21 protein-coding genes are annotated in these 24,024 nt (G+C 63.1%); 7 read left to right on the forward strand and 14 right to left on the reverse strand.

The genetic code is table 11. The annotated features are described in order from the left end of the window. Positions 1–6: 6 nt before the first annotated feature. The 6 genes from FFS35_RS05070 to FFS35_RS05095 form a co-directional block, all read right to left on the reverse strand. Positions 7–1,437: an AMP nucleosidase gene (locus tag FFS35_RS05070; protein WP_171007515.1), complete on the reverse strand. Its 1,431-nt coding sequence runs from the start codon at positions 1,435–1,437 to the stop codon at positions 7–9. 58 nt (positions 1,438–1,495) lie between these two features. Beyond that, a complete protein-coding gene (locus tag FFS35_RS05075) occupies positions 1,496–4,813 on the reverse strand; it encodes a glycosyltransferase (RefSeq protein ID WP_137786052.1) in 3,318 nt (1,105 codons plus the stop codon). Positions 4,814–4,899: 86 nt separating this feature from the next. Next, complete coding sequence (locus tag FFS35_RS05080) at positions 4,900–6,258, reverse strand: glycosyltransferase family 39 protein (RefSeq protein WP_249341460.1); 1,359 nt, start codon at positions 6,256–6,258, stop codon at positions 4,900–4,902. Positions 6,259–6,347: 89 nt separating this feature from the next. Then, positions 6,348–6,836, reverse strand: a complete 489-nt coding sequence (locus tag FFS35_RS05085; RefSeq protein WP_137786053.1) for an asparaginase domain-containing protein — start codon at positions 6,834–6,836, stop codon at positions 6,348–6,350. A 79-nt stretch (positions 6,837–6,915) separates the two neighbouring features. Then, positions 6,916–8,304, reverse strand: coding sequence for a M20/M25/M40 family metallo-hydrolase (locus FFS35_RS05090; RefSeq protein WP_137786054.1), 1,389 nt, complete (start codon positions 8,302–8,304; stop codon positions 6,916–6,918). A gap of 448 nt (positions 8,305–8,752) precedes the next feature. Further along, entirely contained in the window at positions 8,753–9,283 is a 531-nt protein-coding gene (locus FFS35_RS05095; protein ID WP_137786055.1) for a hypothetical protein, read from the reverse strand. Positions 9,284–9,374: 91 nt separating this feature from the next. Between FFS35_RS05095 and FFS35_RS05100 the strand changes: the two genes are divergently transcribed. Together FFS35_RS05100 and FFS35_RS19905 are read left to right on the forward strand one after the other, a co-directional pair. Further along, positions 9,375–9,761 carry a PRC-barrel domain-containing protein gene (locus FFS35_RS05100; protein ID WP_137786056.1) on the forward strand — a complete coding sequence of 129 codons (387 nt, stop codon included), beginning with the start codon at positions 9,375–9,377 and terminating at the stop codon, positions 9,759–9,761. 4 nt (positions 9,762–9,765) lie between these two features. Beyond that, a complete protein-coding gene (locus FFS35_RS19905) occupies positions 9,766–9,903 on the forward strand; it encodes a hypothetical protein (RefSeq protein WP_171007516.1) in 138 nt (45 codons plus the stop codon). Positions 9,904–9,952: 49 nt separating this feature from the next. On the opposite strand, the gene uvrB is transcribed toward FFS35_RS19905, so the two are convergent. From uvrB to FFS35_RS05115, 3 genes are all read right to left on the reverse strand, one after another. Beyond that, positions 9,953–12,145: an excinuclease ABC subunit UvrB gene (gene uvrB, locus FFS35_RS05105; RefSeq protein WP_137786057.1), complete on the reverse strand. Its 2,193-nt coding sequence runs from the start codon at positions 12,143–12,145 to the stop codon at positions 9,953–9,955. Between the two features lie 78 nt (positions 12,146–12,223). Further along, positions 12,224–13,042, reverse strand: coding sequence for an arylamine N-acetyltransferase (locus FFS35_RS05110; protein ID WP_137786231.1), 819 nt, complete (start codon positions 13,040–13,042; stop codon positions 12,224–12,226). Positions 13,043–13,071: 29 nt separating this feature from the next. Then, complete coding sequence (locus FFS35_RS05115; RefSeq protein WP_249341461.1) at positions 13,072–14,139, reverse strand: phosphotransferase family protein; 1,068 nt, start codon at positions 14,137–14,139, stop codon at positions 13,072–13,074. Between the two features lie 107 nt (positions 14,140–14,246). Here FFS35_RS05115 and FFS35_RS05120 point away from each other — a divergent pair, with 107 nt between their 5' ends. After that, positions 14,247–14,906, forward strand: a complete 660-nt coding sequence (locus tag FFS35_RS05120) for a TetR/AcrR family transcriptional regulator (RefSeq protein ID WP_212742172.1) — start codon at positions 14,247–14,249, stop codon at positions 14,904–14,906. Here FFS35_RS05120 and FFS35_RS05125 read toward each other — a convergent pair. Further along, positions 14,881–15,960 carry a GNAT family N-acetyltransferase gene (locus FFS35_RS05125; RefSeq protein ID WP_137786059.1) on the reverse strand — a complete coding sequence of 360 codons (1,080 nt, stop codon included), beginning with the start codon at positions 15,958–15,960 and terminating at the stop codon, positions 14,881–14,883. The genes FFS35_RS05120 and FFS35_RS05125 overlap by 26 nt on opposite strands. Before the next feature lie 83 nt (positions 15,961–16,043). Between FFS35_RS05125 and FFS35_RS05130 the strand changes: the two genes are divergently transcribed. Then, entirely contained in the window at positions 16,044–16,493 is a 450-nt protein-coding gene (locus FFS35_RS05130; protein ID WP_137786233.1) for a DUF2721 domain-containing protein, read from the forward strand. A gap of 104 nt (positions 16,494–16,597) precedes the next feature. Here the strand turns inward: FFS35_RS05130 and hutU are convergent, their stop codons facing one another. From hutU to hutI, 4 genes are read right to left on the reverse strand one after another with little or no spacing between them, the layout of a single operon-like run. After that, positions 16,598–18,256 carry a urocanate hydratase gene (gene hutU / locus FFS35_RS05135; protein ID WP_137786060.1) on the reverse strand — a complete coding sequence of 553 codons (1,659 nt, stop codon included), beginning with the start codon at positions 18,254–18,256 and terminating at the stop codon, positions 16,598–16,600. After that, the gene (hutG, locus tag FFS35_RS05140) at positions 18,253–19,038 is read right to left on the reverse strand and encodes an N-formylglutamate deformylase (RefSeq protein ID WP_137786061.1); all 786 of its coding nucleotides are present in this window, start codon (positions 19,036–19,038) and stop codon (positions 18,253–18,255) included. The genes hutU and hutG overlap by 4 nt, the downstream gene beginning before the upstream one ends. Positions 19,039–19,063: 25 nt before the next feature. After that, entirely contained in the window at positions 19,064–20,596 is a 1,533-nt protein-coding gene (hutH, locus tag FFS35_RS05145; RefSeq protein WP_137786062.1) for a histidine ammonia-lyase, read from the reverse strand. Continuing rightward, positions 20,593–21,804, reverse strand: coding sequence for an imidazolonepropionase (hutI, locus tag FFS35_RS05150; RefSeq protein WP_137786063.1), 1,212 nt, complete (start codon positions 21,802–21,804; stop codon positions 20,593–20,595). Before hutI ends, hutH begins: the two co-directional genes overlap by 4 nt. Positions 21,805–22,051: 247 nt before the next feature. Between hutI and FFS35_RS05155 the strand changes: the two genes are divergently transcribed. The 3 genes from FFS35_RS05155 (at position 22,052) to FFS35_RS05165 (ending at position 23,998) form a co-directional block, all read left to right on the forward strand. Further along, positions 22,052–22,768, forward strand: coding sequence for a UTRA domain-containing protein (locus tag FFS35_RS05155; RefSeq protein WP_249341462.1), 717 nt, complete (start codon positions 22,052–22,054; stop codon positions 22,766–22,768). Positions 22,769–22,940: 172 nt separating this feature from the next. After that, the gene (locus tag FFS35_RS05160; RefSeq protein WP_137786065.1) at positions 22,941–23,315 is read left to right on the forward strand and encodes a hypothetical protein; all 375 of its coding nucleotides are present in this window, start codon (positions 22,941–22,943) and stop codon (positions 23,313–23,315) included. Then, on the forward strand, positions 23,309–23,998 hold the full coding sequence (locus FFS35_RS05165) for a response regulator transcription factor (protein WP_137786066.1): 690 nt from the start codon (positions 23,309–23,311) through the stop codon (positions 23,996–23,998). The genes FFS35_RS05160 and FFS35_RS05165 overlap by 7 nt, the downstream gene beginning before the upstream one ends. Positions 23,999–24,024: the final 26 nt, after the last annotated feature.

Raw genomic sequence — 24,024 nt, forward strand, 5'->3', positions numbered from 1 at the left:
GTTGCGTCAGCGGAAGGGCGGCTCGTTGAACGCCCGCAGCTTGCGGCTGTGCAACCGCGCGCCTTCGCGATGCAATTCTTCGCAGGTTTCGATCCCGATCCGCATATGCTCGCTGATCGCGCGCTCGTAGAAGCGGTTGGCCTGCCCCGGCAGCTTCAGCTCGCCGTGCAGGGGCTTGTCGGATACGCACAGCAACGTGCCATAGGGCACGCGGAAGCGATAACCTTGCGCCGCGATCGTGGCGGATTCCATATCGATCCCGACTGCCCGGCTGAGCGAGAAGCGCAGGGCCGAGCGGCTGTAGCGCAATTCCCAGTTGCGGTCGTCGGTGGTGACGATCGTGCCGGTCCGCAGCCGCCGCTTCAGCTCCTCGCCGGATTGCCCCGAAACCGATGCGGCGGCATGGGCGAGCGCAAGCTGGACCTCCGCGATCGCCGGCACCGGGATTTCGGGCGGGAGCACATCGTCCAGCACGTGATCGTCACGCAGATATGCGTGGGCGAGCACGTAATCGCCGATCCGCTGCGACGGGCGCAGGCCTCCGCAATGTCCGATCATCAGCCACGCATCGGGGCGCAATACCGCGAGGTGATCAGTGATCGTCTTGGCGTTCGACGGGCCGACGCCGATGTTGACAAGCGTGATTCCGCTGCGATCCGGCGCGATCAGGTGATAGGCCGGCATCTGGAGCCGCCGCCACGCGCTGTCGTCAAGCATCGCGGGGTCATCCCCGGGACGGAACATCACGCCGCCCGGCCCGGAGAGCGCGGTAAAGCGCGAATCGCCATCGACCTGCGCTACCGACCAGCGGACGAATTCGTCGACATAGCGGTGGTAGTTGGTGAACAGCACATAACGCTGCACATGTTCCGGCGGGGTGCCGGTGTAATGGCGCAGCCGCGCGAGGCTGAAATCGGTGCGCAGCCCGTCGAACAGGGCCAGCGGGCGCGTTTCGTCCGATGCCGTCCACAGGCCGTCCGCGATCTCGTCGCCGATGTGCGCCAGTTCGGTCGCCGGGAAGAAGCGCGCGAGCTCGGCGGCGGAAACCTCGTCCAGCCCCAGCGCGTGGCCGGGATCGAGCACATATGGGAACGGGATTTCCGTCCGCCCCGCGACCGCCTGCACATCGACGTCGTAATCCTCGAGCAACAAGGTAAGCTGCTCGGTGAGATAGTCGGCGAAGATCGCGGGCTTGGTCACGCTGATGCGATATTCGCCCGGCGTCACCAGCCGGCCGAACGAGCGCAGCGGGGTAGGCCGGTCGTCCTGCCCGCGATAGCGCAGGTGGATTTCGGGATAGGCGAACGATCCGTCCCGCCGCGCTTCCGGCGCGGGGGGCGTGCCGTCGGTGAGATACCGGGTCAGGGCCTGCTGCAGCCGGCTGACGGAAGCAGTGTAGAGCCGGTCGAGCTCGGAGACGATTTCTGATGCGATCATCACGAGCGGATAAAGCGTGGACGTTACCGTGGCAAGACGACGCCAGCTGGCGGGTTGCTCAAGCCGCCTGTACGCGCCCGGATCGCTCCAGCTTGCCCCAGCCGACCACCCAGCCGCCAATCGCCGAACTGATCGCGCGGAGCACCACCCAATACATGATCTGGCGATACACGAGGCGCTGCGCCACCAGCAGGAATGCCGGGTAGCGCGCCTTTCGCCCGTCGAGCCGGTAGGCGATCCAGCCGCAGATCACGTCGATCGTGGTGAAGCACAGCCAGTAAAGAGCCATCTTGCCGACATCACCGCTCGTCTGCGCCCAGCCGTGCTGTGCGACGCGCATGATCGTGCCGAGGATCGAGACGATCAGCGCAAGGTCGATCAGCGGCGAGATCGCGGCGAACGCGATCTGGAAAAGCCACGCCTGCGGCAGGCCGACATGGGCCAACCCCTTCGGCCTGCCGCTGGCAATGACACCGCGGTGCTTCCACAGGCATTGCAGCGTGCCGAATGCCCAACGATAACGCTGCTTGGCGAGGGAGCGGAAGGTCTCGGGCGCCTCGGTCCACGCCACCGCGCGCGGATCATAGGAGACGCGCCAGCCCGCGCGCTGGATAGCAATGGTCAGATCCTGATCCTCGGCGAGTGTATTCTCGGGATAGCCGCCGACCGATTCCAGCGCCGCGCGCCGCCACGCGCCGACTGCGCCCGGCACCACCGTCATGGCATCGAAACCGGCGAGCGCGCGGCGCTCCAGGTTCTGCGCGGTGATATATTCGATCGCCTGCCAGCGGGTGACGAGGTTCACGCGATTGCCCACGCGCGCGTCGCCCGCGACCGCGCCGATCGCCGGATCGGCGAACCAGCGGGTGAGCCGGGCGATCGTCTCAGGCTCGAACTGCGTATCGGCGTCGAGCGCGATCACCACTTCGCTGTTCGCCTGCGCGAGCGCGCGGTTGAGCGCCGCCGCCTTGCCGCCGTTCACGAGCGTCATCAGCGTCACGCGCGGATCATCGGCGAACGATTCCGCCACCAGCGCGCTGGTACGATCCTTCGAACCGTCATCGACGACGATCACTTCGATTCCCGGATAATCGCTGGCAAGCACGCGTCTGACGGAGGATACGATCACGCGCTCCTCGTTATACGCCGGGATGATAACGGAGACGCTGGGGTGGAAATCGGGCGGCACGGCGCGGCGGCGGCGCGTCTGGAGCCAGGCCAGCCCCGCCATTATCACCGCGCGCGCGATCCCGAGGAAGATCGCGACGTAGAACAGCCACGCCAGCGCCACTGACGCCAGCGCCAGCGCGATGAAGATGCCGACATCGGTTCGCACGGCGAGCAGATCGCGTCCCTTGACCTCCGGCATCGCGACCGATTGCGGAATGCCGACCAGTTGCGAGGCGGTGACGAAGCTGAATCCTCTGGCGCGCAGCCCGTCGATGATCTGCGGCAGGGCCTCGATCGTCTGCTCGCGGTTGCCGCCGCCGTCGTGGAGCAGCACGACATTGGCCGAGCGATCCGGGCTCGCCGCATCGGCCTGTTCGAGCACCTGCTGGACGATCGCCTGCGTTCCCGGCCGCTGCCAGTCGTTTGGATCGACGTGGAGGCCGACGACCGTATAGCCATGCTCTTGCGCGATCAGCGCCGGCCCGATCTCATCGGCGGTGGTAGGCTCTGCGTCCCCGAAATAGGGCGCGCGGAAGAGCGTCATCGATCGGCCGGTATAGGCTTGTACGAGGCGCTGCGTCGTATTGAGTTCGAGATCGACCGTGCGCTCGCCGCTCAGCGCGAGATTGGGGTGGGTATAGGTATGGTTTCCGATCTCCGATCCGCCCGCCACGATCCGGCGCAATATCTGCGGATGTTGCAGCGCATTCTCGCCAATCACGAAAAAGGTAGCGGGAACATGCTCGCGTTCCAGGATATCGAGTATCTTCGGCGTCCAGTCCGCGTCCGGCCCGTCGTCGAAGGTCAGGGCGATTTTCTTCGGCATCGCGCCCGCACGCTGCACGACATAGGGCGTCGGGAGCGAGATATATTCCTCCCGCCGGATCATGCCGTGTTTGTCATAGCCCACCTTGCGCTGGCCGTCGGTAGGGGAGGCGGTAATGCGCAATATCTCGCCCGATCCCTCGACATCGACGTCGAGGTTTGCCTGAAGCTTGTCGAGCACCGGCACCTTGTTCGGCAGCTTGGTCCGGAACGCGGCCAGCGCGTTCCAGAATCCCGGGTCCTCGCTGCCGATGCGCCACATCGCGACGTTCGCGATGCCGAGCTGGCGAAGCGCTACGAGCTGGTTCCAGCTTGTTGCGGCATCCAGCATCCAGATCTGATGCTGTGTCCCGTCCTGCATATATGCATAGCCGGCGTTGCCACTGGCCGGATCGAAGGTGACATTGGTGCCCGCGTTGCGCGCCGCGAGCCACGCCTCGCCTACGGAAGTCGCGTCGGCATCATTGTCATGCCAGTCGTAACCATAGCTGCCGAGCGCCACGATCAGCTTGTCATGACCAACCTGGTGCAGCGCATCCTCGACCACTTGTACGAACCACGGCTGGGACGCGATCGGCCCGGCCTTGCCGCTCTGCCAATGTTCGTCATAGGCCATCAGGATGACGTTATCGACGACGCGGGCGAAGTTGGCGAGGCGCCATTCCGGCTCGCCTGCCGGCACCGTGACGGCGAGCGTCGTCGCCTCCGGAAGCGCCGCGTTCAACTGCGCCAGGAACGAAACATACGCGGGCAGCACCTCGACCGGCATGTTCTCGTAATCCATCACCAGCCCGGCGGCGTGCTGATCGGAAACATAGGTAACGAGCTGCTGGATCAGCGCCTTGCGCTTCGCCCGGCTCTGCAGCATCGCCGCGACGCCTTTTCCGTCCCATTGCGCGTTGACGATGTTCTGCACCATCGGCAGCAGCTTCGGCGGTCGCTGCGCGGCGGCTATTACCTGAGCAAGCCGAGGCGCCCGCGTTTGTATAAGCTTGCCGGAGCCATCGGTGGTGAGCACTGCCGGCACGACCCAGTCCAGCGCGTTGATGTTGCGCTGGAGTGAGGCGATGCTGCCGTCGTTGCCGGAAACGTAAAAGCCGATTGTGACCGGCTTCCCGCCGGTGCCTTTCGTCGACTTTGGCGTACGTACGAGGCGCGGCAGCCATCGCGTCGATGTTTTCGCCGGTATGGCGTGGGGGTTGAAGCGCTCTGCCTGCCGGTGTGCGAACGGCAGCGGGAGTTCGGGCCCTGAGGGAACAACAACGAGCGTTGACGCAAAAGCGATCGCCACCAGCACAGTCAGCGCGATCAGCGCGGCAACCGATCGCCGTGCGCGCGTTCCGCGTCGGCCGCTGGGATCATAGAAGATCGGAGTATTCACGTCACATTTCCCGGATCACGCCGCTGCGATGCTGGCGGGGTCGCGCCCATATAGCACGGTGCCGCAAGAGTGCAGTGTGCGCGTTATTACGCTTTTGTCACGTCATTTTCGGCGGTTTCCGCGCGACTCGATGCCATGACGAGCCAGCACAAGGCAGGGATCGCCATCACTTGCCAGAGGATAAATCCCGTGCCCGGCGACCAGCCCCACCAATCGCTCGCAACGCTCCGCAACTGCCCGTTTATGAACGGAACAATGACCACCTCGCGCAACTGGAACGCCGCGCTTGGATTGCCGTAGATGTCAGTCGCCGCGAGGCACGCATTGATCCCGATCGAAAGTATGATGATTTCCGCGGGTAGATAACGGCCGACTCCGTGACCTCGCTTCGTCCATGCCATCGCGACACCAAGCGAAAGCACGCCAACGATCGGCACCGAATGGCGCGGGCCGGTGGAATAGCCGCCGTCCCAGTAGAAATAGCCCGCGTTCACGAGCAGGGTGATCGCCGTCACCGCCAGTATCACCAGTCCGAGATCACGTGTCCGCCGTTCGCGCATCATAAGCGCGATGCCCCATAGCCCAAGCAGAAGAACCGGTGCGAACCAGAACAGCCCGCGCTGCTGACCCAGCGTGATGCGCCATAGGACGCCGAGATCGGGAAAGCCGATACCGAACACTCCCTGGCTCATGCCATCGAACCCGACGACACCCTCGTACCCGAGCTGAAAAGGGTTGCCGAACGCAAAAAGATTATAGGCGAATAGCGGCAAGATGCCGATCAGCCCACCAAGAACCGCGAGCCCGAGAATAGTGTTGCGATCCGGGCGGCGCCACGCGCGCCATGCCGCCCATAGCGCAATGACGCTTCCCGCGATCACGGCAGGATATTCGATCACCACCGCCCAGCCAAGCGCGAGACCGAGCAGGAATGCGGCCCAGCGCCGCGTAGGCTCGTCAGTGGTGGCGCGCAACGCCGCCCACAATGCGACGATGTAGAGCGCCGCGAGCGGAGCGTGGCCGAGGATCGATGTCGACCATCCCCAGGCCGGCGTTCCCAGGCCGTAAGCGACGGCTGCAGCCAGCGCGGCGGCGGGACTGCCGGTCATGCCAAGCGCGATATCGAATAGCAGGACCGCAGCCATTGCGGTCAGCACCGCTGGCCCGGTCGCGACCGCCAGCCGAGTGCGCACGCGAATGAAGCGCGCGAAATCGCCACTGCCGGTGACTAGCTGATAATCGCTGCTCCGCGCGGGCGAGAGCACGTGCATCGCCGCGACGGCGGGAAGTGCCATCAGCGACGTGCCCGGCGCCTTGTCCAGATACAGATGCCTGCCGAACCTCGCTTTGTCGCTTGTTGCCGCATCGAACTGATCGATGGTCGCCTCGCCATGCTCGACGATCGCCAGCGTCGCATAAAGCCGGATCGCGTTGTTGGTGTTCATCTCCCAAGAGCCAAACCAACTGCAGCTTGCCCAGATAAGCAGAAACAGAACGATCCTGATCGGACGCAAACGTGCGTCACGCATAGGGGTCACACCGGGACGAAGGCGTTGGCAGCGCGATCCTTGCGCACCCGATCGGCCGGGAAGATCGTGCCGTTCATCGCGATCCACACGCCGGCTGGCGCGATCTGCGCGGTGGCGAACGCCATGCCGAGGTTGAAGGTCGCGTCGCTTTCCGCGAAACGCGCCGGCGCGAGCGCGCCGAAGAGGACGATCGTTTTGTCCTTGATGCCGGCCAGTGCCTTCGCCGTCTCGGTCATCGTGTCGGTGCCGTGGGTGATGATGATATGATTCTCCGGCGCCTCGGCGGTCGCCTTGACGATGCTCGCACGGTCCGCATCGTCAAGCTCGAGACTGTCTTTTCGTATCAAGCCCTGCACGCGAAAAGGCTTCTTCACACGCGCGATGGCGAGCAGGCGATCGACGACGCTGTCGCCGATCTTATATTCGCTCAGCGCGTCGAAATAGAGCTTGTCGATCGTGCCACCGGTGGTGAGCACCAAGATATCCGCCATCATATAACCCTTCGCTTCCGGTCGCCTCTAGCGCCCGCGCATCGGAAGCGCGAGTGCGAAGCGGCCGGACGCAATCCCGGCGCTACTTGCTGAGGTCGGTCAGCAACGATCGATAATAAGTGATTGCAAGCGGGACATTATCGATTGGCGTGCGCTCGTTCAGCCCGTGGCTGAAATCATCGCTTTCCTTGATGAAAACCGGGCTGATTCCGTAGCTGGGAATACCGGCTGCGCGAAAATGCATCGAATCGCTCGCGCCCGCAGACATCGCGGGAAACACCGGCACCCCGGGTCGCGCGAGGCTGAGCGCCTTCTTGACGGCGTTCATAAGATCTGGCCGCAACGGAGATGCATCGGTAGGATTGGATCCTTCGGTCACGTCGCTGAATTTGACGCTTGGATCGGCAGCGACCCTTTCCAGTTCCGCCATCACTGCCGCAGGCTTCACCCCAGGGAAGATGCGGCAGTTTATGTTGGCCGTCGCCCGCTGCGGCAGCGCATTGAGCGCATGACCACCCGACACCATCGTCGAAACGCAGGTGGTGCCGATCTGGCCGACATAAGCGGGGTTTCCGGCGAGTGTCTCGATCGCCCGCTTGTCCTGAGGGTTGGCGGCGAAAGCTTTCATAGCGGCGCCGATCTCGGAAGTTTGCAGCGGCGCGACGCCTTCAAAATAGCCTTTGGTGATCGGCGAAAGCTGTGGGGTGAAGCGATAATCACCGATCCGGACCAGCGCTGCCGAAAGTTCATTGATCGCGTTTACCTTGCGCGGGGCGGAAGAATGGCCGCCGGGATTGGTCACCTCCAGCTTGAAATCGGCATAGGTTTTCTCGGCCGCGCTCACCGACAGATATTCTGCCTTGCCGCTTTCGCTCAGCATCCCGCCACCGCCATCGATGTTCAGCACCATCTCCGTGCTGCCCTTAGCCTTGCTCGCGAGGATCGCGGACGTTTTCATCGCCGTTTCCTCATCGCCCGAGAACGCCAGGACGATATCGCGCCTCGGCTTGTATCCGGCGCGCTTCATATCGATCACGGTGGCGGTGACCAGCGCGAGATCGAGCTTCATATCGGTCGCGCCGCGCCCGAAGAGATAACCGTTCTCCACCACAGGGGTGAACGGATCACGTTGCCAGTCACTGGGCTTGGCCTCCACCACGTCCATGTGGCCGGAGATGGCAAGCGCCTTCGCCTTCGGATCGGTGCCGTGCCAGCGCAGCAGCAGATAAGCGGTGTCACCGACCGGCTCGACCGTCACGTCGGCCGCAGGGAAGCCGGCCTCGACGAACAATCGCTTCAAATAGGCGGCAAGCTGTGGCGTCTGATTGCCAGGGCCCTGAACGCTGCGGAAGGCGATCGCGCGTTTCGCGATCTCCAGCGCGTTGTCGGCCGCGCTTTCGGTTGGCGACGCCGCCTGTGCGGTGCTTGCCAGCAGGAGAGAAAGCGCTGCCGCGAATCCGTACTTGTTCATGCCCCACCCTTTATGAATTGTCTGGCGGGAGGCTAACGTCGCTTTGCGCCGGGGGAAAGCTGCAAGCTTACTAATTTAGCGGATATGAGAAGAGGTTGTCGAATGTCCCTCAAGAGACATCCGACAACCCCTAAACATGGTCAGCGGCCGGAACGTTCCAGCCCGGGAGACCATGCGGGCCTCCTCCACCTATGGATCACGCCGTTGACTGAAGGAGAATACCTTCCGGCGCGATCCGGCGGTGTTAGAAGCGCGTCCCCCGAACGAACTGAACCGACCCCATTGCTGAACCATGAGACATCGGATCACCTCCTTTCGCTGGTTAAAGACGTTTGTGGTTCAAGCCACGAACGCTATCTTGGCCTTGTTCGCGGTATAAACAAGTCTTGTTTTTCAGGCCTCTTTAGACGATCATCCTTCGCCGTTATCCGGTGCCACAAAGGCTCGCTCAGCCCCGGCAATCCTCTATAACGCGATCGATCTCGGCATATGGTGGCACGACGAGCACGGGTGCGTTCTGCTGTTCGATCGCGATGCGGCCGCGGCTGAACGCAATCGCATCGAGTAGCGAATCGTTGGGCGCAAGGGTCGCTGCGACATATGGCAACGCGCCACCTGTTGGCTGCACGGCCAACGCGCGAGTGGCGCTGCTGGTTCGAATCGTCAGCGGCGCGGTTATCGCCCCGGCGCGCGACAGATAAACCCGTCTTTCCGTTCGGTCACAGCGCAGCACGACCATCGCATCGCCATCGTCACCAAACATGGCACGCGTACCTCGACTGTCGGCTGCGTAGCGCCACGTTCCAGGCGTCACCGGCCAGTCGCTCCAGTCGCTCGCCAGTGGAGGCGGGGCCTTGAGCGGCGGCAAGGCCGGGGGCGGGGCATTCACCAGCGGCGGCTGCTTTGGCGGCGCGCTGACGCAAGAGGCGAGCGCAAGAACCGCCAGGGCGGAAACGGCGACAAGTGGCTGTGATCGCATGGCGCCGGGTATGGCCAAGGCGGCCGCGCTACTCAACTGGAACCGACGCAGGGGCGTAACGGTTTAGCGCAGACCAACAGGAGTTTCTCGAATGCAGACGGCACATGGGGAGGCGGCAACGCTCGCACTGGCGCAGGCGGATATTTCAGGGTCGCTGAAACTGGAAAGTCGCGATGGTGACAAGCTCGGCAGCGTTTCGGCCTTCATGGTTCACAAGCGCAGCGGCCGGGTCACTCATGCGGTGTTGAGCCTGGGTGGCTTCCTGGGGATGGGCAAGAGCTTTTATGCACTGCCGTTCGCATTGCTCCAGTTCGATCCCGTGCGCGATCTGTATGTCGTGACGATCGACCGGCGGATGCTGGAAGGCGGGCCAAGTTGGGCGAACAACGCGCCGGCATTCGATCAGGCATATGCGGATCGGGTTGCGGGCTATTATGGGGTCGACCGGGAGGATCTCGGTCTTGGTGGAGTGATGTGACGCGATGACCGATCTCAAAAAGAAAACCGCGCTTGAGGAAGCGATGGACGGGCTGATCGTCGATCCCGACTCTCCAGAAAATCATCCGTCCAAAAAATCGCCGCAGACGATAGAGAACGGAGACACGGACGAGGAAGAGTAATCGCCTTGGCGTCATTCCGGCAATCGCCCCGGGATGACGCCATTGGCTATCAGCGGCCCCGGCCGCCTCCGAATTTTCGCTGAGTCCGGCCGAAGCGCGTCTTCCGCGTGCCTGGCTTTCCTTCGTTTGCCCGGCCCATGACCGGTGCTTTGTGTTCGCCGACTGGCAATCCGAGCTCTTCCTGTTCGAGTGCGCGGATTTCGTCGCGCAAGCGCCCAGCTTCCTCGAATTCCAAATCGGATGCGGCCTTGCGCATCTTATTCTCGAGCTCCTCAATATAAGACCGCAGATTGTGGCCAACCATGTGAGGCCTTTCATCGTCGATATCGACGGTGACCTGATCCTTCGAGGCTACGTGCGCGATTATATCGCCAATGCTCTTGCGCACCGTCGCAGGGGTTATTCCGTGCTCGAGGTTATACGCTTCCTGCTTCTCGCGGCGGCGCGCGGTTTCGTTCATCGCACGCTCCATGCTGCCTGTGATCCGGTCGGCGTAGAGTATCACGCGGCCATCCACGTTGCGGGCGGCGCGGCCGATCGTCTGGATCAGTGAGGTTTCCGAGCGCAAGAAACCTTCCTTGTCGGCGTCCATTATGCAGACAAGGCCGCATTCCGGGATGTCGAGCCCTTCGCGCAACAGATTGATGCCGACCAGCACGTCATACACGCCGAGCCGTAGATCGCGGATCAATTCGATGCGTTCCAATGTCTCCACGTCAGAATGCATATAGCGGACCTTTACGCCCGCCTCGTGCATATATTCCGTCAGGTCTTCGGCCATACGCTTGGTCAGCGTCGTGACCAGCGTTCGATATCCGCTCTCGGCAGCCTTTCGGCATTCGACGATGCAATCCTGCACCTGCTCTTCGACCGGGCGGATTTCCACCGGTGGATCGATCAGTCCCGTTGGTCTGATGACCTGTTCCGAGAAAACGCCACCAGTCTGCTCCATTTCCCAATGGCCGGGAGTTGCAGAGACGCTGACCGTCTGCGGCCGCATCGCATCCCACTCGTTGAAGCGGAGCGGTCGATTATCGATACAGGAGGGAAGGCGAAAGCCATACTCGGCAAGCGTGATCTTCCGCCGATGGTCCCCGCGCGCCATTGCGCCGATCTGCGGCACTGTCTGATGGCTTTCGTCGACGAACAGCAGGGCGTTCTCGGGCAGATATTCGAACAAGGTGGGGGGCGGCTCGCCCGGCAGACGGCCGGTGAGGAAGCGCGAATAATTCTCGATTCCCGCGCAGCTCCCGGTCGCGGCGATCATCTCCAGGTCAAAGTTGGTGCGCTGCTCCAGCCGCTGCGCCTCCAGCAAATGGCCCTCGCCAACAAGCTCCTTAAGCCGTTCGCTCAGTTCATGCTTTATCGCCGCGGTCGCCTGCTTGAGTGTCGGTCCGGGCGTCACATAGTGGGAGTTGGCGTAGATGCGGACGTAATCGAGACTTGCCACCTTCCTTCCCGTCAGCGGGTCGAATTCGACGATTTCCTCAATGTCGTCGCCAAAGAAAGAGATGCGCCAGGCGCTGTCTTCGTAGTGTGAAGGGAAAATTTCGAGATTGTCGCCCTTCACACGGAAGTTTCCGCGCGCGAAGGCGACATCGTTCCGCTTGTATTGCAGCGCGACAAGCTTGCGCACGATCTCGCGCTGATCGACCGTCTGACCCTTCTTCAGATCAAAGATCATCGCAGAATAGGTCTCTACCGATCCGATTCCGTAAAGGCAGGACACAGACGCAACTATTATTACATCATCCCGCTCCAGCAGCGACCGCGTGGCCGAATGGCGCATCCGATCGATCGCCTCGTTCACGCTCGACTCCTTCTCGATATAAGTGTCGGAGCGCGGGACATAAGCTTCTGGTTGATAATAATCGTAATAGCTGACGAAATATTCGACCGCGTTTTCAGGGAAGAAGCTCTTGAACTCACCGTAAAGCTGCGCGGCCAGGATCTTGTTCGGCGCGAGTATCAGTGCGGGGCGCTGCAACGCCTCGATCACCTTCGCCATCGTAAATGTTTTGCCCGATCCGGTAACGCCGAGCAGCACCTGATCGCGCTCTCCTGCCGATGCCGCCGCCACCAGTTCCGCGATTGCAACGGGCTGATCGCCTGCCGGAGAATAATCGCTCACCAGCTTGAACGGCCGGCCGCCCTCCGCCTTTTCAGGTCGCTGCGGGCGATGGGGGATGAATGTCTCGCCGGTTTCGGGTTCGGCCAGGCTGGTGCGTATCTGGATCGCCATGTTCACTATATGGACCGGCAAGGCGCCCGGCGAAAGGGTGCGGCGCTAGAAGCCGTGGACGAACCCTAAAATAAGGCGTCAGAACAAGCCGAGCGCGGCAATTTCCTCAACACTGAGGTCAAGGCCGAACATCAGGCTCAGGCGCATGCGATAGACGCGCGGATCGATAATCTCGGCACTGGTCTCGCCCTCGCTCGAATATCGGCGATAGTTGCGATCCGCCAGCGCGGCGAAACCGCGCGGCAATACAAGCGATACAATTGCGGATTGGGTGAAGCGGCTATCTGGCGCGGTTGAGGCCCAGAGGTTGCCGATCGCGAGGTCATTCTCGTACACCGTACGCAGATCAAAGCTATATTGCCGCTGCCAGCCCTCGCCACCAGCGCGCCCGTCCGCGCCGACTGGTATGCCCTGTCGCAGCAGCATCCACCCGAACTCCCCGTCGCGCTCCAGCCGATGCAGTGCGCCATCCGGAGAGGCCGTCTCGACACCATCGACGAGCGGCATCACCGGCGCGAAACTTCCGCCGAACCCGGCGTCCGCGATCCACTCCTCGCCCTCGACCGACACCAGCGTCAGCGTATGAGTGAGCGGCTGCGGTTCGCTGACACCCAGCCAGACCCGCGCGAGAAGCGGACGGGAGGCGAAGCCCAGAGCGGTTAGTGCGTCGCCGAGCAGACGGTTCTGCTCGAAACAATAGCCGCCGCGCCCCCGCGTGACGAGCTTGTCGAACACCGAACCGGAGTCGATCGCGATGCCGCGCCCAAGCATCACGTCGAGATTCTCGAACGGGATAGCAAGGCGCTGAGCGCGCTGCACGGCGGCGAGACCATCGACATCGGCACCCGGCGTTTCGGGCAGATCAACGCGGGCGAGATAAGCAGCTAGATTGAACATCGCGCGAATATAGGTAGCGTCCGTCGAAATCACACGATCGGCGTTGCGATCCGCCGATGTGCACGCTCGAATAGCGCTATCGTGTGCGCGTGAAGCTGATCGCCGATCGGCTTCGGCGTTAGCCCGGCACAGGCGCGGGCATGGCTCCCCTCCAGGATCGCACCAAGCTTGAAGCAGGCGAGCACGGCATACCAGCGCGCGTCCGTCGCGCTCCGGCCGGTGGCGGCGAGATAGCGTTCAACGATTTCCTCCAGCGAAGGAAAACCCTCCCACGGCGTCACCGCCACGCGCTGTTCGCCCTCTGCCGGATCGCGCCATGTCGCCGTCAGCCAGCCGAGATCGAGCAGCGGATCGCCGAGTGTCGCAAGCTCCCAATCGACGATCGCAGCAAGTTCAGGTGCATCGGGGCGAAACATCACGTTTGCGAGGTGAAAATCGCCATGGATTAGCCCCGGCTGCACTGTGCTGGGCCGGTTTGCATCGAGCCACGCGCAAATCCGCTCCACATCCGGCAGCACAGCCAGCCCGCTCCATCCCTCGAATTCCGCATAGCCATCGAGTTGCGCGCGCCAGCGCGGCGTCTGCCGCTCCACCCAGCCATCCAGCTTGCCGAGACCGGACAGGCCGACACGCTCGGGATCGATCCGCGACAGCGCAACCGCCGCATCGACCATCGCTTCGCCCATCAGTCTGCGCATCGCTGGATGGCTGGCGTGAAGCGGCGGCAGGCCGACGGTCGGGTTAAAGCCGTCGATCGGCTCCATCAGATAGAATGCGGTGCCTAGCACCCCGGGATCACCCTCTCCGGCGATGAACCGGGGGTGAGGAACCGCTGAGCTGGCAAGAGCGGAGAGAACCCTCATTTCGCGACGCATCACCTCGTCGCTTTCCGGTCGCGGGCGACGCGGCGGGCGACGCAGGACATAGCTTCGTCCATCGCGATCGAAGCGTAGCAGCACGTTCTGCGTGCCGCCACCGAGCGGCTCAGCGCGCTCGATCGCCGCGCCTTCGCCAAGGCCCTTGCGATCCATCCAGCAGGTGAGCGAGTCCAGATCGATCAGCTCACGCCATGCCTCGCGATCGTGCGCCAGCGCCACGGGCCTCTCCTCGTTTAAGTCGATCGAGTTAGTAAAAGGCCTTGCCTGGTCGGTCAATCGTGCGGCGGCGCTTGCCGAAGGGTGCGGTATATCCGATGGTGCGCGTGATGAACGCCAGTCGACCAATCACCGCCGGCCGTGGCGGCGTGACCCGCAATGAACTGAAGCGCGCCGCGCGCCGCTTGTTCGCCGAACGCGGCATTGCGGCCGTCGGGATGCGCGAAATCGTCGAGGCGGCGGGCCAGCGGAATGCGGCGGCAGTGCATTATTACTTCGGCGGCAAAGACGATCTGCTGCGCGAATTGCTCATCGACGGCGCGGATTTGATCGATGCGGAGCGGCAGGCGCTGCTAGAAGAGGCGGAACGCGGCGGCACGCCGAATCTTCGTTCGGTCGTGCGCGCGATGGTTGTGTCGAATGTCGATATTCCGGGTGATACCGGAGAGAACGAAACCTATTTCCGTTTCATGATGAACGTGCAGAACGAGCGACGGCAATTGTTCGTGGATACGGTGCCGGAGCATTCGGAAGCCTATGCACGGTGCCTTTCGCATATTCGGCGTCTGCTTGCGGATGTGCCCGAGCCGCTGGTGCGGCAGCGCATCCATTATGCCGGTTTGTCGCTGCGCGCTATGATCGCCGCTCGCGAGGCGGCGGTGGATGCCAGTGACGGCGGCTTTCACCCCTACTGGAGCGGGCAATCCGCGGTCGACGGGATGGTCGATGCGGTTGAAGCGATCCTTACCGGCCCCGCCACATCAGCTTGATCACTGGCGCCAGCCGCGATGGCAGGCCGGGGCGCAGCAACAGCCAGTCTCGGATCATGGGGCCTGGCGCCGCGCCGATCACGCTTTTGTAGCCGCTGTCACCGGCGCCCCAATCGATGACGTGCGTGCCGTTTTTCATCGCATTCGCCAAATTGCGGTAATATAACGATTTACCGGGCGAATGCTTCGCGAATGCGGGATCATAGCTGTTGGCGATAGCGTAGCGCAGCGCGCCCACTTCGAGATCGAAGGAGAAGGCAGCCGGCTTTCCCCCGATCGACAGTAACGCGCCGCGCATCATCTCCGCGAGCGCTGGGTCCTCGGCCAGTGCGCGCCAGAAAATGCCATGCCCGCTCGCCGTGAACTTCGCGTCCGCGCCGCTGGTCCGCTCGCTTATCCAGCTCGCGCGCTCGATGATCTCCAGCGTCTCGCAGGCATAGGGCCAATCGGATGCCGACAGAAACTTCCAGTCGAGCCTGCCCAGCGCGGCGAGCTGCTTCTCGTGATAACGGTTCTTGCGCAGCGTCGAGGCCCGCGGCCACGTGCGCTCAGCGCTCAGGGCCGCCATGTCCAGCAGGAAAGTCTGCGCGATGGTCCGTTCCAGCGCGACCCAGCCCTGCGCGCGCGCCGCCTCGATAAGGGGGCCAGCTGCCGGGTCATCGTCATAGACCGGTCCGATGCGCAGCGCGTTGACCTGGTTAGCCAGCATCGCCAGTGCGGCCTCCAGAACCTCGGCGCCAGCGGTTTCTGCGAGCGGAAAGCTCCTGAACGGCCAATAGCTGCCGGGCACCATCGCGAGACGCAGCCACGCCGGTCCGGCGGAGACTATAGGTAGCGCCAGCGCAGGCAACTGCTCCGCATTGACCAGTAGCGTCTGCGCCTGTCCGCCATAAGCTTTAAGTGCAGCGGCGAACCACTGATGCCGCAGGAAGCGGTGGGAGGGCGCCGCCACACCGGCGACTACGTCCAGCGCGCTCGCCAGCCCATCGACGATCTCGGCGCGCAGGAGGCGGGGCAGGCGGACAAACTGATCGAGCGGCATCGGCATGGTCATCGCGGAAACGACCTACGGCATCACAGTTACCAGCGCGTTGCCGCTTGCCTCCTATTGTCGCCGCGGGCATCCTTTTTCCGGTGCTGCAATATTCCCCCGCTGTTTCGACGATCGCGCAGACGATCCAGCTTTCCCTCAGTCCGGTGTTCATGCTTGCCGGCATCGGCGCGTTGCTCAACGTGCTGACCGGACGCCTTGCGCGAGTGATCGATCGAGCGCGCGTACTGGAGGAATTGCATCCCGGCTCGCGTGGGCCGGAGCATGATCGCCACGTCTGGGAGTTGCGGCTGCTCGGCCGGCGCATCATGATCATCAACCGGGCGCTGTTTCTTGCCGTCTCGTCGGCGGTGATGACCTGCACGGTAGTTGCGCTGCTGTTCATCGCGGAACTCGCGGGGCTTCATATCGGACAGTTCGTCGCGGTCGCCTTTGTGTTGGCTATGTTGCTGTTAATTGCGGCGCTCGTCTATTTTCTGATCGAGGTGCGGATGTCGCTGCGCGCGGTCGAAGTGCGCGAGGAACTTCTGCGGTAACAGGCGTTCGTGGAAGGCAGCCCTATCTCTGCGTGAGATTTCGGGTGGCCTGATCCGTATTGTGAAAATCGAGCGGACGGGGTGTTGCTATCGCGCAACGGCATTTACGCTAGAATGCCGGGCAGGTGCAGACCTTTGTCGCGCGCGCAATCGATGGCGATATCGTAACCCGCGTCAGCGTGTCGCATCACCCCGGTCGCGGGATCATTCCACAACACGCGTTCGAGCCGTCGCGCCGCTTCCGGCGTGCCGTCCGCGACTATTACCATTCCAGCGTGCTGCGAATAGCCCATGCCGACGCCGCCGCCGTGGTGCAGCGAAACCCAGGTCGCTCCGGACGCGGTGTTGAGCAGCGCGTTTAGCAGTGGCCAGTCCGATACCGCGTCGGATCCGTCGCGCATTGCCTCCGTTTCGCGATTCGGGGAGGCGACCGAACCTGAATCTAGATGATCGCGGCCGATCACCACCGGAGCCTTCAATTCGCCGCTCGCCACCATCTCGTTGAAGGCGAGGCCGAGCCGGTGGCGATCACCCAGCCCGACCCAGCAGATGCGCGCAGGCAGCCCCTGAAACCTGATCCGCTCGCGCGCCATGTCCAGCCAGCGGTGGAGCGGCTTGTTGTTGGGCAGCAGCTCCTTCACCTTTGCGTCGGTCTTGTAGATATCCTCAGCGTCCCCCGACAGGGCCACCCAGCGGAACGGGCCGATGCCGCGACAGAAGAGCGGTCGAATATAGGCCGGGACGAAGCCGGGGAAGGCAAAAGCGTCAGCCACCCCCTCATCCTTTGCCACCTGACGGATGTTATTGCCGTAATCGACCGTGGGCACGCCCGCGCGCTGGAACGCCAGCATCGCCTCGACATGCCGGGCCATTGACGCCCTGGCGGCTGCGGCGACCGTCGCAGGATCCTGCTCGCGCACGGCTATCCAGCGCTCCACGGTCCAGCCGGCGGGGAGATACCCATTGACTGGATCGTGCGCGCTCGTCTGGTCGGTCAGCAGATCGGGGAGGATGCCGCGCGCGTATATCGCCGGCAGCAGTTCGGCGGCGTTTCCCAGCAGACCGACCGAAATGGGTTTCTTTGCGCTGGTCACTATCTCAAGCGCCTCATCGAGCGTGGACGCGGCTTGATCGAGATAGCCGGTGCGCAGCCGCATATCGATGCGGCTTTGCTGGCATTCTATCGCCAGGCATGATGCCCCGGCCATGACTGCCGCGAGCGGCTGCGCGCCACCCATGCCGCCGAGGCCGGCAGTTAACAGCCATTTGCCGGACAGGTCGCCATCATAGTGCTGGCGGCCCATCTCGACGAAGGTCTCATAGGTGCCCTGCACAATGCCTTGCGTGCCGATGTAGATCCACGAGCCGGCTGTCATCTGGCCATACATCGCAAGGCCCTTGCGATCGAGCTCGTCGAAATGCTCCCAATTCGCCCATTTCGGCACAAGATTGCTGTTAGCGATCAGCACGCGCGGGGCGTCAGCATGCGTGCGGAACACGCCAACCGGTTTGCCGGACTGGATCAACAGCGTCTCGTCGCCGTCCAGCCTCCGTAGCGTTTCGACGATCCTGTCGTAACTCTCCCAGTCGCGCGCGGCGCGGCCGATGCCGCCATAGACCACCAGTTCCTCGGGCCGCTCCGCGACATCTGGGTGGAGGTTGTTCATCAGCATCCGCAACGCGGCTTCGGTCAACCAGCTTCTGGCGGAAAGCGTGGTGCCGGTAGCAGGCTTGATGACGCGAGAGGGATCAAGACGGGTCATTGCGCGAAATCCAGACAGGTGTTCAGTACGTTGCGCAGCGTCGCGACGAGCGGCGCGGCATAGGCGGGGTCGTATCGGGGCGGCCAGTTGGTCGCATCTGGCACGGACGGCTCGGCGGCATAACCACGTATCGCCAGTTCCATCTGGATCGCGTGAACGCCTTGCGCCGGTCGCCCGTAATGTCGCGTCGTCCAGCCGCCCTTGAAACGGCCGTTGACGATGTGATCGGCAGTGCATGCGGCGGAGACTGCGGCGGTCAGCTCGGGAGCACACGTCGCGTCATTATTGGTGCCAATGTTAAACTGCGGCAATTCGCCGTCGAACAGGCGTGGGATGCGGCTGCGGATCGAATGCGCGTCATAGAGAACGATGCGGGGATGGGCGGCGCGCAGGCGTTCGACCTCGGCGGCAAGTGCGAAGTGATAGGGATCGAAATAGGCGACGCGTCGTCGGGCGATCTCGGTGGCGTCAGGCGTGCCGGCGCGATAGAGCCGTTCGCCGTCGAACGTGGTCGTGGGGCAAAGCTCGGTCGTCGCCTGCCCCGGATAGAGCGACGCGCCACTGGGATCGCGGTTCACGTCGATTACGCTGCGCGAGATGGTCGTGCGGACGACCGCGGCGCCTAGATCCCGGGCGAAGCTGTAGAGTGTTTCGATGTGCCAGTCAGCGTCGCGCCGGGCCAGCCATGGAGAGGCAAAATGGTTGTCCAGTTCCGCAAGATCGACACCTGTATGAGGCATGGCCACGATCAGCGGAGCCGTGCCGTGATGGACATGAATCATTGCCTCCACCTCCGAAGGAAATGATTCATGCGACTACTCCCGGCAACGCGGAACCGATCGCCGCGACGAGTGCGCCGCTTGAAACCAGCGCCGTCGCAGTTTCCATATCCGGCGCGAAATAGCGATCCTCGGTGAGTGTCGGCACCTTGGCGCGGATCGTGGCGCGGGCGCCTTCCAGCTCTTTCGACGAGGCGAGCGGGGCGTGGAAATCACAACCCTGCGCGGCCGCGAGCGCCTCGATCCCAATGACGTTGGCGGCGTTCGCGGCCATTTCCAGCAGGCGGCGCGCGCCGTGCGCGGCCATCGAGACATGGTCCTCCTGATTGGCGGAGGTGGGAATAGAGTCCACCGATGCGGGATAGGCCCGTTGCTTGTTCTCGCTCACCAGCGCCGCCGCGGTCACCTGCGGGATCATGAAACCTGAGTTGAGGCCGGGGCGGGGGGTCAGGAAGGCGGGAAGGCCCGACAGTGCCGGATCTACCAGCATCGCCACGCGGCGTTCCGCTATGCTGCCGATCTCGCAGATAGCAAGCGCGATCATGTCGGCGGCGAAGGCAACCGGTTCGGCATGGAAATTGCCACCCGAAAGAGCCTCGTTGGTTTCCGGAAATATCAGCGGATTGTCCGATACGCCGTTCGCTTCGATCGTGAGTGTGCTCGCGGCCTGACGCAGCACGTCAAGCGCGGCACCCATCACCTGAGGCTGGCAGCGCAGACAATAAGGGTCCTGTACGCGGGCATCATTTTCCAGGTGGCTCGCCCGGATTTCGCTGCCGCTCATAAGCATGCGAAGCGTATCGGCGACCTCGATCTGGCCCCGGTGCCGACGCAGGGCGTGAATGCGCGCGTCGAAAGGCGTGTCGGATCCTTTTGCCGCCTCGGTGGACATGGCGCCGGTGACGAGCGCGGACCGGAACAACAACTCCGCCTCGAAAAGCCCTGCCAATGCATTGGCGGTGCTGAACTGGGTGCCGTTGAGCAGCGCCAGACCCTCTTTCGGCCCAAGTTCGATCGGCGCCAGCCCAACGCGCTCGAATGCCTCGATAGCTGGCAGAACGGCCTCACCGATCATGACCTGCCCGACGCCGATCATCGCTGCCGCCATATGCGCCAGCGGGGCCAGATCACCGCTTGCGCCCACCGACCCCTGAGACGGCACGAGTGGCGTGAGGCCGTGCTCAAGCATCCCCGCGAGCAATGCAACGGTGCCCGTGCGCACGCCCGAAGCGCCTTGCGCGAGGCTGGCGAGCTTCAGCGCCAGCATCAGCCGGATCACGGCAACCGGGGAGGAGGCACCAATGCCGGCGGCGTGACTGAGGACGATATTGCGCTGAAGCTTCGCGAGATCATTGTCACCGATCCGCACGCTGGCGAGCTTTCCAAAGCCCGTATTGATGCCGTAGATCGGGGCACCCTTCGCCAGGATCCGCTCAACCGCCGTCGCACTATCGGCGATGGCCGGCGCGCAGATCGGATCCAGGCGGACCGCTGCCCCATGGTAGACGGCGCGCCAGTCCGCCAGAGCGACCTGGCCCGGATTGAGGATCACGGTGTTCATCGTCCACTCCAGATGCGGGCATGGAGCGGGTTCAGCCCCATGCGGTAAACCAGTTCGGCGGGACGTCCGACATCCCAGATTGCCAAATCGCAGCGCTTGCCCGCTTCGAGAGTACCGATCACATCGAGGCGGCCCAAAGCGCGGGCGGCATTGACTGTGACACCGCGCAACGCCTCCTCCACCGTCAGGCCAAAGCACGTGGCGGCCATATTGAGCACCAGCAGGATCGAGGTGAGTGGTGAGGTGCCGGGGTTGCAATCCGTCGCGAGCGCAATCGGCACACCAGCATTGCGCAACGCCGCAATCGGTGGAAGCTTCGTCTCACGCGTGAAGTAAAAAGCGCCCGGCAACAATGTTGCGACCGTGCCGGATGCCGCCATCGCCGCTACGCCCGCATTGTCGAGATATTCCAGGTGATCGGCGGATAGCGCGTCATATTTTGCGGCGAGTGCGGCGCCATGCAGGTTGGACAGCTGCTCGGCGTGAAGCTTTACCGGCAGGCGCAATGCGCGGGCCGCTTCTAATACGCGCGCGGCCTGCGACGCGCTGAACCCGATGCCCTCGCAAAACGCATCTACTGCATCGACCAGTCCCTCGGCCGCAAGCGTTGGAAGCATGGTATCCGCGACCAGCGCGACATAGCCGTCAGGATCGCCAGCATATTCCGGCGGCACGGCGTGGGCGCCGAGGAAAGTGGAGATGATCTGCACGGGGCGCTGCGCCGCCAGCATTTGCGCCGCGCGGAGCATTTGCCGCTCACTTTCAAGGTTCAGACCGTAGCCAGACTTAATCTCGATCGTCGTAACCCCTTCGGCGATCAGTGCGTCCAGCCGGGGCAGTGCAGTCCGAACCAATTCGTCCTGGCTCGCTGCGCGAGTGGCACGCATCGTCGCAACGATCCCGCCGCCCGCCCGGGCGATCTCCTCGTAACTCGCTCCCCGCAGGCGGGCTTCGAACTCGCCGGATCGATCGCCGGCATGAATCAGATGAGTATGACAATCGATCAGACCCGGCGTAACCAACCGGCCTTCGCATTGGACAAGCTTGGCAGGCGCGAACGCTCTCGCATCCTCCGAGGGGCCGACGTGAATGATGCGCCCGGCGCGCGCCGCGATCATACCGTCATCAATCGCGCCAAGACCCGCGCCAATCATTGTGGCGAGCCGAGCGCCCATCCACACGGTATCGCACTCTGTGACGCCGGACATCGTTTCAGTCCCTCGTGGTTCCACCTCAGCGTCATTGCATCGTTTTTAGATTATGTATAGACATAAAAGTCGGTTTGCATGCTTTAGCCTACGGGGCACGGTGGCGGTGACGAGTTGGGGCCGGTGAGGGCTCAATAGGTCGTCACGACGTTTGGAGCCGAGCGGACAAGCTGATAGGCGATTGGCACGGAGGCGCGACCGGGGGAAACGGTTCGAGTTTGCGCCCCGCACCCGGAGAAACGATCGCGTGAGAATGTCACTCCACGAACTCATCCGATCGGATTATGAATCGCGCATCCTGAGCGGTTTGCTCGCGCCCGGCGAACGGCTGCCGACCGAACGGGCGTTAATGCAGGCTTATGGCTGTTCGCGGATGACCGTGAACAAGGCGTTATCTGCGCTGCTGTCCGCCGGTCTGATCGATCGTCGCAAGAAAGCCGGCACGTTCGTCGCCCAGCCCAAGGTCCATTCAATGGTGCTGGACGTGCCGGACATTGCGATGCTCTTGAAGGAGCGCGGACAAGCATACGAATATCGTCCAATGCGAAGGCTGGTGCGAGAAGCCGGCGAGGACGAGGATGAGCGTCTGCTGGCCGCGTCCGGCGCGCTTTTGCAAATCGATGGGGTTCATCTGGCAGACGGGTCGCCGCTTTGCGCCGAATTCCGTCTGGTTAGCGCAGTCGCCGTCCCCAAGATCATCCATGCCGATTTCGATGTCGATCCGCCGGGATCATGGCTGCTGCGACATGTTCCGTGGACGGAAGCGGAAACGCGGATATCGGCCGTCGGTGCTGCCGGTGTTGAGGCTGAATGGCTGGGGGTCGTTACCGGTTATCCCTGCCTTTGCGTCGATCGCCGGACCTGGAGGGGAAAGGAGCGAGTCACTTCCGTGCGACAGGTATTCATTGGGAACGGATACGATCTGGTCGCGCGATTTGGGCCGGGCGCGTCGAATGGCGGGTAGTCAGAGCCAGTGCAGATCGACAGGAAACGGGCCATTTATCCGGTCCATGACGGATTTGTCATGGCGCGCCCACGCGGTTTAAACCGTGGTTGTCGCATGGTTGGGCGTGGATATGCATCATGCCGCACCATTTGCTCTTCCCTCCGATCGGCCGTTGTCCGGGCATCCGGCTATGAATGGGCTGCGAATCGCGGGCTGGGCAGCGGTGGGGGCGGCGGCGCTCGGCGCGGGCGCGTTCGGGCTTCTGGCTGATAGCGTGCCTCCAGCGCCGACACGCGGGGCGGTCGGCGGCGCGACCTATTCCCCGATACGGCAGTCCAGACACCAGGCACTCGTAGTCACGAGTTTAAGAACCGGGGCGGCAGAGGCGGTCGCGGGCCTGAAGGTTGGCGATACGCTGGAGGCGGTCAACGGTTATCCCGACGTGACGCTTGTCAATCTGCGCGCGGCCGAAGCACGTCGCGTTCCCGCGACGCTGAAAGTTCAGCGCAATGGTGACGTGTTCATGCTGACCTTGCTAAGGGAGGCGCCGGGAGGCGCATCTTGAGCAAGATCCTTTTGGTCGAAGACGATGATTCGACCGCAGACTATATCTCCAATGGCCTGAGTGAGGCGGGCTTCGTTGTAGATCGCGTGAACAATGGCCGTGACGGCCTGTTTCAGGCGACCGACGGCGGGTATGACTGCATCATCCTGGATCGGATGCTGCCCGGGTTGGATGGAATGGCCGTGCTGGCAGCCGTCCGCGCGGCCGGCGTATCGACGCCGGTATTGATATTGTCTGCGATGAGCACGCCGGAGGATCGGGTCGCAGGACTTACATCAGGGTCGGACGACTATCTTACCAAGCCTTTCGTATTCGCGGAGTTGCTCGCCCGCGTGCGACTTCTGGTGCGACGTGGCCAATCGGGCGGAAACTTGCCTGAGACGAAGCTGGTCTGCGACGATCTGGAAATGGATCTGCTCGCGCATCGCGTCAAACGCGCCGGCCAGCCGGTGGATCTGCAGCCGCGCGAATTCAGGCTGCTTGAATATCTACTGCGTCACGTTGATCAGGTGGTGACGCGCACAATGCTGCTTGAAGGGGTGTGGGACTATCACTTTGACCCTGGCACCAACGTAACCGACGTGCACATCAGCCGGCTGCGCAAGAAGATCGATGAAGGGTACAACCGGCCGTTGCTCCACACGGTGAGGGGCGCCGGCTACAAACTCGGCGTGGAGCGATAGCGCTGGGTTTCCTTCGCTCGACGACG

The sequence above is a fragment of the Sphingomonas sp. 3P27F8 genome, from assembly GCF_005502745.1.
Classification (GTDB): domain Bacteria; phylum Pseudomonadota; class Alphaproteobacteria; order Sphingomonadales; family Sphingomonadaceae; genus Sphingomonas.

What these genes read in the sequence shown, in the direction of transcription:
- FFS35_RS05070 (WP_171007515.1), bottom strand. Translation starts at nt 1,437, where the DNA reads ATGATCGCATCAGAAATCGTCTCCGAGCTCGACCGGCTCTACACTGCT.
- FFS35_RS05080 (WP_249341460.1), bottom strand. Translation starts at nt 6,258, where the DNA reads ATGAACACCAACAACGCGATCCGGCTTTATGCGACGCTGGCGATCGTC.
- FFS35_RS05085 (WP_137786053.1), bottom strand. Translation starts at nt 6,836, where the DNA reads ATGATGGCGGATATCTTGGTGCTCACCACCGGTGGCACGATCGACAAG.
- FFS35_RS05090 (WP_137786054.1), bottom strand. Translation starts at nt 8,304, where the DNA reads ATGAACAAGTACGGATTCGCGGCAGCGCTTTCTCTCCTGCTGGCAAGC.
- FFS35_RS05095 (WP_137786055.1), bottom strand. Translation starts at nt 9,283, where the DNA reads ATGCGATCACAGCCACTTGTCGCCGTTTCCGCCCTGGCGGTTCTTGCG.
- FFS35_RS05100 (WP_137786056.1), top strand. Translation starts at nt 9,375, where the DNA reads ATGCAGACGGCACATGGGGAGGCGGCAACGCTCGCACTGGCGCAGGCG.
- FFS35_RS19905 (WP_171007516.1), top strand. Translation starts at nt 9,766, where the DNA reads ATGACCGATCTCAAAAAGAAAACCGCGCTTGAGGAAGCGATGGACGGG.
- uvrB (WP_137786057.1), bottom strand. Translation starts at nt 12,145, where the DNA reads ATGGCGATCCAGATACGCACCAGCCTGGCCGAACCCGAAACCGGCGAG.
- FFS35_RS05110 (WP_137786231.1), bottom strand. Translation starts at nt 13,042, where the DNA reads ATGTTCAATCTAGCTGCTTATCTCGCCCGCGTTGATCTGCCCGAAACG.
- FFS35_RS05120 (WP_212742172.1), top strand. Translation starts at nt 14,247, where the DNA reads ATGAACGCCAGTCGACCAATCACCGCCGGCCGTGGCGGCGTGACCCGC.
- FFS35_RS05125 (WP_137786059.1), bottom strand. Translation starts at nt 15,960, where the DNA reads ATGACCATGCCGATGCCGCTCGATCAGTTTGTCCGCCTGCCCCGCCTC.
- hutU (WP_137786060.1), bottom strand. Translation starts at nt 18,256, where the DNA reads ATGACCCGTCTTGATCCCTCTCGCGTCATCAAGCCTGCTACCGGCACC.
- hutG (WP_137786061.1), bottom strand. Translation starts at nt 19,038, where the DNA reads ATGATTCATGTCCATCACGGCACGGCTCCGCTGATCGTGGCCATGCCT.
- hutH (WP_137786062.1), bottom strand. Translation starts at nt 20,596, where the DNA reads ATGAACACCGTGATCCTCAATCCGGGCCAGGTCGCTCTGGCGGACTGG.
- hutI (WP_137786063.1), bottom strand. Translation starts at nt 21,804, where the DNA reads ATGTCCGGCGTCACAGAGTGCGATACCGTGTGGATGGGCGCTCGGCTC.
- FFS35_RS05160 (WP_137786065.1), top strand. Translation starts at nt 22,941, where the DNA reads ATGAATGGGCTGCGAATCGCGGGCTGGGCAGCGGTGGGGGCGGCGGCG.